Origin of the sequence: uncultured Desulfobulbus sp., from assembly GCF_963662935.2 — a bacterium.
In the GTDB taxonomy this organism is placed as follows: Bacteria; Desulfobacterota; Desulfobulbia; order Desulfobulbales; family Desulfobulbaceae; genus Desulfobulbus.
Genome location: NZ_CAXXTL010000001.1, coordinates 675,250 through 687,625, shown reverse-complemented (window position 1 = coordinate 687,625; position 12,376 = coordinate 675,250). Strand labels below are relative to the sequence as shown.

General features: G+C 52.8%; 9 protein-coding genes. All 9 read right to left on the bottom strand.

Translation table 11 applies throughout. The features are described 5' to 3' along the window. The 9 genes from ACHZCX_RS02935 to ACHZCX_RS02895 all read right to left on the bottom strand — a co-directional run bounded on the left by ACHZCX_RS02935 (position 1) and on the right by ACHZCX_RS02895 (position 12,326). A complete protein-coding gene (locus ACHZCX_RS02935) occupies positions 1-591 on the bottom strand; it encodes a hypothetical protein (protein ID WP_319585741.1) in 591 nt (196 codons plus the stop codon). 58 nt (positions 592-649) lie between these two features. Then, the gene (locus ACHZCX_RS02930; protein WP_394708741.1) at positions 650-832 is read right to left on the bottom strand and encodes a zinc-ribbon domain-containing protein; all 183 of its coding nucleotides are present in this window, start codon (positions 830-832) and stop codon (positions 650-652) included. Between the two features lie 191 nt (positions 833-1,023). Next, positions 1,024-3,204, bottom strand: a complete 2,181-nt coding sequence (locus ACHZCX_RS02925; RefSeq protein ID WP_319585740.1) for a PAS domain S-box protein — start codon at positions 3,202-3,204, stop codon at positions 1,024-1,026. A 27-nt stretch (positions 3,205-3,231) separates the two neighbouring features. Continuing rightward, complete coding sequence (locus ACHZCX_RS02920) at positions 3,232-6,306, bottom strand: chemotaxis protein CheB (RefSeq protein WP_319585739.1); 3,075 nt, start codon at positions 6,304-6,306, stop codon at positions 3,232-3,234. Positions 6,307-6,617: 311 nt separating this feature from the next. Next, positions 6,618-7,765 (bottom strand): IS3 family transposase gene (locus tag ACHZCX_RS02915; RefSeq protein WP_319585211.1). Its coding sequence is split into 2 segments (ribosomal slippage): positions 6,618-7,507 and positions 7,507-7,765, totalling 1,149 coding nucleotides; the frame shifts between segments, so codons are not numbered across the junction. Between the two features lie 92 nt (positions 7,766-7,857). Continuing rightward, on the bottom strand, positions 7,858-8,130 hold the full coding sequence (locus ACHZCX_RS02910; RefSeq protein WP_319585738.1) for an ATP-binding protein: 273 nt from the start codon (positions 8,128-8,130) through the stop codon (positions 7,858-7,860). A gap of 419 nt (positions 8,131-8,549) precedes the next feature. Then, positions 8,550-9,383, bottom strand: coding sequence for a hypothetical protein (locus tag ACHZCX_RS02905; protein WP_319585737.1), 834 nt, complete (start codon positions 9,381-9,383; stop codon positions 8,550-8,552). Positions 9,384-9,468: 85 nt separating this feature from the next. After that, positions 9,469-11,619 (bottom strand): EAL domain-containing protein, encoded by a 2,151-nt coding sequence (locus tag ACHZCX_RS02900; RefSeq protein WP_319585736.1) that lies wholly within the window; start codon positions 11,617-11,619, stop codon positions 9,469-9,471. A 326-nt stretch (positions 11,620-11,945) separates the two neighbouring features. Beyond that, positions 11,946-12,326, bottom strand: a complete 381-nt coding sequence (locus ACHZCX_RS02895; RefSeq protein ID WP_319585735.1) for a hypothetical protein — start codon at positions 12,324-12,326, stop codon at positions 11,946-11,948. Positions 12,327-12,376 lie beyond the last annotated feature (50 nt).

Sequence of the window (12,376 nt, the reverse complement as noted above, 5' to 3'; positions counted from 1 at the left end):
TTATTCTTTGACGAAACTGCCGAAGGTGAAAATACCCTCATTGAGTTGCACCCGACTGATCAAGGAATTGTAGTCCTCGTCGGAAGTGCTCATGCCGCCTTTGCCCCAGGTGTACGACCCCCCGATCCTATTGCCCTCGTTAAAAAAGAGGGTACCGCCATCATTTTTTTTCACCAGCTGCACGTCGATAAAACCGGAGAATTGCTTCTGCCTGAGGCGAAAGATAAGATCGGGCAGGGGGATTTCCGTTGACTTCAAGGCTGCCTTGGCCCGCTGAAACGCAGGCATCTGCGCCCAGAAAAAAATGGCGTGGGCGTCAAGCTGATACACCGCGACGGCGCAACTGGAGTTGTAGAAGAAACTCCTGGCTATTTCAGAGGAAGAGGCAAAGTTGGCCGCTCCGCCTTTTTCCTGCAAGAGACTGCTGATTACCTCGTATTCATTGAAATAAATAACCATCTCGAGGTTGGATGACAGGCAATGGATAGCACCGGATCCGATCTCTCCCTGCATGTGTTCGATAAATTTCTCAAGATGCAGATAATAGCTGTTGAGGCCTTCCAGGCAGGGCTTTTCACGTGGAATAAGCATAAGCTCGAGCTACGCCACTTGTTTCAAGGGAGTGTCCTGATGGATAAGACAAAAATTGTTATTGCCGGGATTTGTCTGCGGGTTGAGTCGCGGGATTCTCATCTGACCGATCAGCTGCCCCCTTTCTCACCACAACAATGATATGGCCGCATTCCTGACAGGAAAATCGGGCTCTGTCCCCTTTCATCTTGGACTCGTCGATATTGTATTTTTTTGAACAATCTTCACAAATTGCCAACATTGAACATCTCCCCTTGCTGTGACCTCTCAAAATGGACGATTAATAGAATCGCGCTCATTTTTTGATCTTGTTTTGTTATATGGTGTTCTAGGGCATCGGTCAAATTAAATTTTAACAAATCAAGAAGTTGTCGGCTCTTAAAGAGCTTGCAGTATGAAAAAATATCTGTGCTCAATGTCCATGCCCCTTGGCTATTCCTGGTCCAACACCTCGCGCACCTTGCTGGCCAATTCCTTCATCAAAAACGGTTTACGGATGAAGTTGATGCCCTCCTCAAATACATCATGGAGGGCAATGATGTCGGCGGTGTAGCCCGACATGAACAGTAGTTTGAGGCCAGGGCGCAACAGAAGCAGGAGCCGGGCCAAGTCGCGTCCGTTCATTTCGGGCATGATCACATCGGTCATCAGCAGATGAATCTCATCGGTATGCTTTTCAGTTAAATCGATGGCTTCGCCGGGTGTGGCCGCAGCGAGGACGGTATATCCTTGACTTTGTAACATTATCGTGACCATTTTCAGAATTTTCACCTCATCTTCCACCAGGAGGACGGTTTCGCTGCCCTCAAGAACAGGTTGCTTCTCCTCCTGCTGCAACAACTCGGCCTTGTCGTGATGCCGGGGCAGATAGATGGTGATAGTTGTCCCCTGCCCCAACTCACTGGAGACATAGATGAAACCGTTATTCTGTTTGACAATACCGTGCACCGTGGCCAGACCCAGTCCCGTCCCTTTCCCCACTTCCTTGGTCGTGAAAAAAGGCTCGAACAGTTTTCCCTGCGTCTCTTCATCCATGCCGCAGCCGTCGTCGCTGACAACCAGCGCCACATATTCACCGGGCTTGAAATCAAGGTGACCGGAACAGATTGCAGCGTCAAGGGTGACGTTCTTAGTTTCAACAATAACCTTGCCCAAACCTGCGATGGCGTCCCGGGAGTTGACACACAGATTGGCCAGAATCTGATCGAGTTGCGAAGGATCGATTTTGATCGGCCATAAGTCTGGGCTGCACGACCAGACGAGATCAATATCCTCGCCGATGAGCCGCTGCAACATCCTGATCATTCCTTCCAGAGAAACGTTGAGATCAACGACCCTGGGGGTAACAATCTGCTTGCGGGCAAAGGCCAACAGTTGCCCGGTGAGCGTCGCCGAGCGTTCGGCGGCTTCTCGAATATGATCCAAATAGGTAAAAAGAGACTGGCCCGGATCCAGTTTTTTCTGAACAATCTCGGCATAGCCGAGGATAATACCCAGCATGTTATTGAAATCGTGCGCTATCCCGCCTGCCAAACGACCCACTGCTTCCAACTTCTGGGCCTGGATCAATTGTGCCTGCAGCTTTGCCCGTTCTTCCTCGGCCTGCTTCCGCTCGGTGATATCCAGGCAGTGGCCGATGTACCCCAAAAAATTTCCTGCACTGTCAAAACGCGGGGTGCCGTCGTCCTGGACCCATCGATAGTCGCCGCTGGCATGACGCAGGCGATAGTCCAGGCTGAACTTCTCGCGCTGGTCAAAGGCGGCAACATAGGTCTGCAGGCAACGATCCCGGTCCTCCGGATGCACGCCTTCAAGCCAGCCTTCGCCTTGTTCCTGTTCCAGGGTGCGACCGGTGAAATCCAACCAGGGCTGGTTAAAGTAATCGCATTGCTTGTCCAGACCGGCAGTCCAGATGAGAGCTTGACCGGAATCGGCCAAGGTGCGGTATTTGAGTTCACTTTCGGCAAGTGCTGCCGCCGCCTGCTTGCTCTCGGCGAGGGCGGCTTCGACTCGTTTGCTCTTTGCACGGGCTGCATCTGCCCGCTTGCTTTCGGTAATATCGCTGAACACGACCCGGCAGTCGGGTGGCCCACTCTCGCTCTCCTGGCCCACGGTTGCTTCTAACCGGGCCCAGAAAGGCGAATTGGCTGATCGCAGCACGCGTAATTGACACACCTGCGGCACCATCGTCGCGAACAACTGCTGAAGATGGCGATAATAGATATCCCGATCCTCGGCCAGGACAAAACGGCTCATGGGTTGCCCGACCAAGGCACCCCGGTCTATCCCCAGCAAGGTGGCGGCGGTGAGGTTGGCTTCCGTGATCATGCCTTTTTCGGAGACGGTACAATATCCCACCGGCGCCAGATCATAGAGGTCAAAATAACGTGCCCGAACCACGTCCAGCTCCACCTGTGCGCGCCGCAGTTCCTCATTTTGTATCTCCAACTCAATCTGATGCACCTGAAGTTCATGGAGTATTTGCCGCATCTCTTCGGGCGTGAGAACCTCTATTTGCTCCGACACCGGCGCTGCTTTCGCGTTGGTTCTCTCCTCCGCCCGCTGGCGCAGTTGGCCCGTGACGCTGGGCCGGACATCATCGTTCTTGTCCACGACCAAACCTCCTTAATGGTGCGGTGGTCATTCTCCTGCGGTGGTGTCGTTACGGTGGAACGACGGGCTCTCGGGGCCTGCTTCAATCGCCAGCAAAATAAGCTCGGGCTGGCCAGGTTCTTTGGAGATGCGCCGCGCATTCAGCAAAAGCCTACACGTTCCTATTTTATCAAATTCATGCGTCACTGCAAAGTCATTGAACACGGTATCCCGGGACAGAATATCTTCCAGGAGCGTATGCAGTGCGGGAATGTCCCATTGACGGTTGCCCAATTCAAAGAGTGATCGTCCCACGGTAACCTCGGGCGTCACATGGAAGGTGTTGTAAAAAGCAGCATTCACCGTGATCACACGCAAGTCGGTATCCAGCACCAGCAGCGGTTCGCGGACCGTGGCGACAATAGCCTCGGCCAAATGCGTCTGTGCCGCACTCAGGGCCGCTTTCATTTGTTTACTCTCGGTGATGTCGGTAAAGGTGATGACCGCGCCTTCGATCACATTCTCCAGGGTGCGGTAGGGCAGTATGCGCATGGTGTACCACATCCCTGCCTGGGAATGGACTTCCACTTCCTTGGAAACCAAGGTCTCTAAAACAGCCTGCGTGTCTGCTAACAAGGTGTCGTACCCCACTAGGTTGGAGACGATATGGCCCACGGGGCGCCCAACGTCGCTCTGGATCAGGTTGATGATCTTGGTTGCGGTGGGGGTGAAGCGCAGGATGCGCAGTTGGTGATCGACAAAGACTGTGCCGATGCCGGTCCCGGCCAGCAGATTATTCATATCGTTGTTGGCGCGCGTCAGATCCACCACCTTATTTTGCAATTCAGCATTGACCGTGGCCAGCTCTTCGTTGACTGATTGCAACTCTTCCTTCGATGTTTCCAGCTCCTCATTGGTTGATTGCAATTCCTCGTTGATCGATTGCATTTCCTCATTGGAGGATTTCAATTCTTCGTTGGTTGTCTGGAGAAACTCTTTCTTGGCTCGCAACTCTTGCTGAAGAGCGGTAACTCGTACGTCCACATCTGTATCTACAATACAAGTATTCGTGTTGACCTCACCCTGCGTCGACGGTTCGTGATCGCCGGCCAGCGCCTCTTCTAAAATAACCAAGTATAAGGGCGCCTCGGATAGCGGCATTGCACTTGGCGCCACCGGACGAACGGTCAGATTGACCGGCGTAAAGTTGCCGTTGGTTTTGACCCGGAGACCACAGCAGCGGGCGACCTCCGCGCCTGCAGCTACCTTGTGCAGGGATATGGTCAATTCGTGCCGCAAGCCCTCTCTCGCCATCTTTAAAATGTTGTAGACGCCGACCTCACCCACCGCCGGCTCGAGATACATACCGGTACGGCCGTGAATGTAGTGGATATCGCCATGGCCATTGACGAGTGCGGCTGCCGGCACAACCTCTTGCAACAGTGCTTGTTCGGTCAATTCGCGCAAGGTGAGTTTTCTGTGGGGCATCATCTTGCCGACGACTTGTGGCAGCGCACTATCCATCGCCATCTGGGGGGGCAGAAAACTCCCTAGGCCAACGCGGGAGGCCCCTTGCAGCGCATCTTTGCGCAGATACACCTTTGCTTTGCGATCCTGCGCCGCAAAAAGAGTACCGAAATCACCAACAGTTTCGGAGGTGCCCAGGAAAAGAAATCCGCCGGGATTGAGCGCGTAGTAAAAGAGAGGGATGAGCTTTTTCTGCAAGTCAGCCCCCATATAAATCATGAGGTTGCGGCAACTAATCAGGTCCAGCCGGGAAAAGGGCGGATCCCGAATCACATCCTGTTCGGAAAAGATCAGCATGTCGCGGATGGTTTTATGGATCCGAAGCGTGCCGCTGTCATCTTCGACCGAGAAAAACCGCGCCAATCGTTCCGGCGAGAGGTCGGCAGCGATGCTGGCTGGATAGAGCCCGGCGCGAGCCGTGGCAATCGCCTGGCTGTCAATATCGGTGGCAAAGACCTGAATCTTGCAATTATGCCTTAACAGTTCCTGCTGCTCGGCGAGCAGGATGGCGAGGGAATAGGCTTCCTCGCCGGTGGCGCATCCCGGCGACCAGACGCGAACCGTGCCGCCAACAGGCTTGTCGGCAAAAAGTTGCGGAATAACTCTTTTTTCAAGCGCCTGAAAGGCCTGAGGATCGCGGAAAAATTGAGTGACGCCGATCAAGAGATCGCGAAAGAGGGATTCCACCTCCACGGGTGTCTGCTGCGCATATTTGACGTAATCACCCATCGATTCAATCTGATGGAGCGCCATGCGCCGCTCGATCCGCCGGTTGATGGTACTGGGTTTGTATTGGGAAAAATCGTGCCCGGTCTGGGCACGGAGGAGGATAAAGATTTTCTTCAGCGCATTCTCGTTTTTCGACGGCGGGGCAGCGGTAATTTTCTTCGATTTGCCAAAGGCATGGGCGGCATAGCTGATAAGTTGGGCAGGCATCTCGGCGGGTGACAACTGAAAGTCCACCAAGCCAGTGGCGATGGCACTGCGCGGCATGCCGTCGTGCTCGGTGGATTCGGGACTCTGCACCATAACCATGCCGCCTTCATTCTTGACGGCCCGCACACCAAGGGTGCCGTCACTGCCGGTGCCGGAAAGGACAATACAAATAGCCCGTTCGTGCTGGTCCTGTGCCAGTGAGCGGAAGAAATAATCGATGGGCAGACGCTGACCCCGGGGGGCAGAGGGCTCCAACAGCTGGAGGGTGCCGCCGAGAAAAGCCATGTCCCGGTTAGGCGGGATGATGTAGGTGCAGTTAGGCCGGACCACCATGCCGTCTTCCACCTCGTAGACCTGCATCCGGGTGTAGCGTTTGATCAGATCGGTGAGCATGCTCTTGTGATCCGGTGCCAGATGCTGCACTAGGACAAAGGCCATGCCGGGTTCTGTATTAACCGGCATGCCCGAGAAAAAAGACTCGAAAGCCGCCAACCCTCCAGCCGAAGCGCCGATACCGACGATGGGGAATCCGGTTGCGCTCGCCTCGACCGGCCCAGACATTGCAGCCTCATCGATACCGCTATTTTGCACCTGGGGAGTCTTGGCGTCGCCGGGTGCGTCCTCAGCGGTTGCTTTATTGTGTTTTTGTTTTGCTGCCATAGATAGCGATCTCCTTACTGAATGAACCGTCTTGTCTTGCTGATCAGTGGATATCAAGGGAGGAAGGGCGCGCGGAAAAACCGCTACCAACACACTTCAACACTTCAACGCCTTTACTCACACTCGAGAAAAGCTCACGCTGTCCTTTTCAAACTCGTCAATCACTTCATCGCTCAAGGAAGGCGGCACTTTGGGCAAGGTATCGACAAAGGTCTCCGCCGTTACCTGATCGTCCTTGAGGTGGTCGGGGTTTGTGAGACATCCTGAGGTGTGAAATAAGCAATGTTGCTTTTATTATACAGTTACAGGCCTCAGGCTGCCTTGCTCAATTGTTCGATTCGTTTTGAATAAGCCTCATTTGGAGTCTGCTTGTCAAGTGACGAATGTTTTCTTTTCTCATTATACCAGCCGAACCAGGAAGTCAGATCCTTGACAAGCTCAGTTCCCGTTTCGTATGACTTCAGGTAGATCCTTTCGTATTTCAGGGTGCGCCAAAGTCGCTCGATAAAGATATTGTCCTTGAATCGTCCTTTGCCGTCCATGCTGATTTTGACGTTCCAGGCCTTGAGGACTGAGGTGAACGCTTCGCTGGTGAATTGGCACCCCTGATCAGTATTGAATATCTCAGGAGCGCCATATTTAAAGAGAGCCTCTTTCAAAGCCTCAACGCAAAATCTGGTGTCCAGAGTGTTGGATAGTCGCCAGGCGAGAACCTTTCTGGTGGCCCAATCCATGATCGCGATCAGGTACATGAAACCCCGAGCCATAGGGATGTAGGTGATGTCAGTCGCCCACACCTGATCGGGCCTGTCAATGGTCACTCCCCGGAGCAGATAGGGATAGACCGGATGCTTCGGCTGTCGCCTGCTGGTGCCCGGCTTGGGAGCTAAAGACTCGATGCCCATGACCCGCATTAAGCGACGGACACGACCTCTTCCCACCACGAGTTCGGGAGTTGTGAGGTGATCAGCAAAGGAACGGCTCCCCATCCAGGGGTGCTCAATATAGAGTTTGTCTATCCGGGCCATCAGTTCCAAATCACCAACACGTAGACCGAAGCCAAGGCCGCGGTAATAGTTGGAACGAGGCAGTCCGAAAAGCTGGCAGCAACGCTGAACAGAAACTTCAGGATGTCCCATAGCGATCACCTGTTGTTTCTGCGCCCGGCCAAGTTCAGACCGGGCAGATTGGCTAAAAAATCGTTCTCAACCTTGAGCTTGCCGATCTGACGGTGGAGCTCGGCCACTTCGGCCTCATGGTTGACTTCTTTCTTCTTGCCCTTGCCAAAAAGCTCAGAAGCGTTCTTGGTCAGATCCTGCTTCCAGCGGGTGATCTGGGTCGGGTGAACCCGGTACTCAGTAGCCAGTTCAGCCAGAGTCTTGGACTCCGACAGTGCGGCCAGGGCTACTGTGGCCTTAAATTCTGCGCTGTGACGTGGACGATGAGGTGGGTTTGACATTGAACTTCTCCTTGCAAAATAGGTTGGTTCATTGCTTATACACCTGTCTCAATAATCGGCACCTCTTCACCTCTTTGTTGGCAAGTTCCTGCTCAAAAAGCGAAATGCGCTGCCTGCTGAAACAGATACTGAATATCTGCGGGCGTGAATCCGGATGTCATTGCAACAATCCGGTCCTCGTTGACATTGCCGGTATTGAGTTTGGCAAGATAATATTCAAGAATTGTTGCCCTCCCCTCCTTGTCTAAGCCACCTACAGGAATGATGCAATCAAATCTTCCCGGATACAGCATGGCTGCATCCAATTGGCGGATGGAGTTGGTGGCGCAGATCAGCAAAATTTTGTTTTGTTGATGCGTTACCACCTCACTTTATCTGATCCTTCATACGCTACCTCTTGGATCGTTACTGCGCACTGCTGATGAGTCCGACCCAATATGTTGTAAATACGTTATGAAAGAAAAACGGCCCGCCCGCCCCATATATGGGATTCGCGCCAGGCCGTATCACCGTTTCTTCTTCTGGTTTGCTTTTAAATTGATACTTTCCGGCTTGCCATTTCGACCGAACGGGAGAAATATCGAGATTCCTCACATGCGTTCGGAATGACAGTTCCAGGGGTTGTGACCGCATGAAGCACCCTTTCTGACTAGGACATCTTGAATGCAACTGCGAATGACAATAGTTTGGCGGCTGCTCATGCCGTGTTCGGGATTCAATCCTTTTTCACTCTTCTGCTCCTCGATGGCCTTGATCTCCCCTTATCTTTTTCTTCTTGGAAATGTTAGTGTTGTGATTTTCCCTGGTGATTCTTACCCCGATTTTGACCGTGTTCTTGTTGGGGTTTCTGTTGCTGATGCTGTTGATCTTGAGGCTGTTGTTGTTCTTGAATCTGTTGTTGTTCCTTGGGTTCGGTGCGCGGCTGTCTTTTGGATTTATGAATCTTTTGTTGCTGTCTCTGAGATTGGGGCGATTGCTGATGTTCTTGGATCTGCTGTTTTTTGGGTTTCTGAACCTGCCCTTGCTGTCGCTGAGCCACGGGTTGTTGTTGGTGTTCTTGAATCAGTTGCTGATGCTGCTGAACCTCAGGCCGTTGTTGATATTGCTCTTGCCTATGGGAGCGGTTTTCCTCTCTCTGGCGCTGCGGCTTGGGTTGGTAGCTCTCTACACCCCAGGTTCTGTTTCTTTGCCAGTATTGATTGGTATGCCATTTTTTCCAATCCCTCTGCAGCCGCTGATGAGGAATCCGTTCATAGTTCCACCGATGGCCCGACCAATTCCGGTCTCTGTAAGCGTCTCTCCAGCCGGGGTCCACGTCATAATAAAAGCTTGGAACATTGTTATAGTAACCCCAACCACGGTTATAGGAGCGTGAGCGATACCAGCGCCCTTCCCATGGGCGCCACCACCAGCCATTCCAGAAAAATATGTCGAAATCGCTCTCAGGAACAACGTACACATTGTTCGTGTCTGGCAGAACTATCACTTCCGGAGCAGACGCAAAGATGACAGGCTCCGGTACAGCAAAGTCTATGCTCAAATGGACTTCTGCCCTGAGTGAATGAGGCAGGAGAGCCGTCAACGCCAGAAGGAGTATCCCTAAAAGTACTTTTTTCATTGCGCGCCTCTTTGGTTGATTTTCATTTCGCACCTTCATTTCCGTGATTGGGCCCTCTCTTTGTTGGGCTCACCGGAAAACTTGGTCACACGATCTCGCCTTCAAACCAATGATAATTTGTAGATGGCAACCTCTCTTCAGGAACAATCGTTTTGGAGAGACCTTCGGCGAGCAGCGAGGTGAAAGGTTCGGCACCAAGCGGCCTGCTGAAGAGGTACCCTTGCCCCTCGTCGCAACGCTGGACCTTGAGAAAAGCCCGTTGCACTTGATCCTCAACGCCTTCGGCCACCACCAATTGCTTGAGGCTCGTGGCCATAGCAATAACCGCACTGGCAAGAATGCCATTGCCCTTGGCAGAACTAATGTCATGCACAAATAAGGTGTCTATTTTAAGGACATCGATCGGAAACCTAGAAATATATCGCAGACTGGAAAATCCAGCGCCAAAATCATCCACCGCCAATTGGACCCCTATATTTTTAAGCTGCTGAAGTATCTCGGCACTGGACTCAACATCACGCATCAAGACGCTTTCAGTCAGTTCCAGTTGCAAACAACACGGGTCCAGTCCGGTTTCGGACAAGATTGTACGCACGCCCTCAACAAAATCCTTGTAGCAAAACTCTGAAGCAGAGATGTTGACCGATATGGACGTCAAGGTTAGTCCGGCTTCTTGCCAGCTTTTACCCTGCGTACAGGCTTCCCGTAGAACCCATCGCCCGATCGGCACCATCAGGTGACAACTTTCAGCCACTGGCAAAAATCGACCGGGCAGGACCAGGCCCCATTCAGGATGGTTCCAGCGCAGCAAAGCCTCGGCACCGGTTATTGCGCCGGTTTGCAGATTGATGGTGGGTTGGTATTGCAAAAAAAATTCCTGCTGCTTGAGTGCGCGCCGTAAATGGGCTTCCATGGCTTGCCGCTCGAACATGCGGACATTCATGTCGTTTTTGAAATACTGGGTGTTGTTGCGGCCCTGCTCTTTGGCGCTATACATGGCGGTGTCGGCGTTCTTGATCAGTGTTTCCGCATCCTGCCCGTCGGCAGGATAGACGCTGATACCGATACTGGTGGTTACATGCAGTTCGTTTCCGTCGACGATATGCGGTTCTGCCATCGCAGTGTGTATCTTGTTCGCCGCCACCAAGGCAGCCTTTTCCGCGAACTTGTCCTCGGTTACCAGGACCACGAATTCATCGCCCCCCTGACGGCTGACTGTATCGGAATGGCGGACGCAGGCAGACAATCGGGCCGCAACGGACTGCAGCAATTTGTCGCCGGTCGCGTGCCCGAGAGAATCGTTGACCTGCTTGAAATTATCCAGGTCCAAAAAGAGCACGGCGAGATGGGTACCTCGCCGTTTTGCCAAGGAAATCGCCTGCGCAACCCGGTCATTCAATAGGACACGATTGGGTAAATTGGTCAGATAATCGTGCTGCGCCAGGTGAGCCATTTTCAACGCCATCGCCTGGGTGTTGGTGATATCGTGGAACACGATCACCGCGCCGGTTATTTTGCCGTCCCAATCATGGATCGGTGCAACGGAATCTTCGATCGCTGCTTCGCGGCCATCGCGGTGCAACAGAACCGTCCCTGCGGTCAGGGCCATGGAGGTGTTGTTCTTCAGCACTAATTCAATCGGATTGGGTTTTGATTCGCGTGTGTCGCCATCGATGATCCGCATTACCTCGCCGATGGGACGCCCGCGCGCTGCCTCCCTCGACCAGCCGGTCATGCTTTCGGCGGCAACGTTAAGGTAGTCAACATTGCCCGCCATGTCGGTGCCAATAACCGCGTCGCTGATCGAGTTGAGGGTTATTTCAGCCCGTGCTTTTTCCAGGAAATAGGTCTCTTCAACCGCCTTGCGCTGGATAAGGTTGTGCAGCGATTGCGGCACCAGGGTGTTATCCAGGTTGCTTTTCGAGAGATAACCTTGGGCGCCGTGCTGCACCGATGCTGTTGTCAAAGTTTCGTCATCCGCTGCACTGAGCGTCATGATCGGGGTGTGCGGCGCAGCGGCGAACAGCCTGTCAAAGGTGTCGATGCCCTGACTGTCGGGTAGTGCAAGATCGACAATAATCGCATCTATACCGCCTTCCCGCAGCCGGTTAATCCCTTCGGATAGGTGGGTCACCCATTCGAGGATAAACTCATTGTTTCTGGTATGGACGAGCACCTTCTTCAACGCCTCGGCGTCCATGGAATCAGCGGTAATAATTAAAACTCGATTCGTCATTTCCCTTCTTTTCCTTTCTACTGGAGAATGCATGCGAGGCGACCGTGATTTGATCGGCGCCAAACCAGGCTTGCCATTCTCTCAAAACCCCTGTGTTCTTGACTCCGTCGTTTCGGAAAACCGATATCTTGAAGAGTCAAGAACAGGACGCAGAACAATCTGAGCATTGCGGAAGTTAGTTCATCTCGAAAAAAGCAAAGGATGAAAAGCAGGCGGTGGGCGTCGGCAGAGCAAAGAATGCATGGGAACCCATTTGAAATCACCCTTCATGAGGCATTCTATTCTCCATGGTCAAATCTGTTCAGACAGATTGGAAAGAGGGGAAATCAACGATTGCTACCCTGCCGCATGTCCCCACCTCCAGATCCCAAATCCATACCGTCCTCACTGAGAGGTGGTTCGTCGGGTGACGTTATACCGCGTGCTTTTGCTCGGTCCAGCATAGGTTGATAATATTCCTTGCGGAAGAGCTTTCGCTCCTCTTCCGTTTTCGCGGCGCGTTTCTTCGCATGATATTCGACGCGCTCCTCGTGGGTCATAAATTGGCTGCCATAGATCCGATCTTGTTCCCGGGCAACGGTTAATCTTTGGACCGGCAACTGATCGACCGCCGCCGAGAAACCGACAGGCAATGACCAGACGCTTATCAGAAAAAACAGAACAAATGTCTTTCGTTTCATAAGGAACTCCTCTTCTCGGTTTTCCATGAGAAGACACCTATTCCCACCGCAACCTGTTTCAGCAACCGCACCTGAAC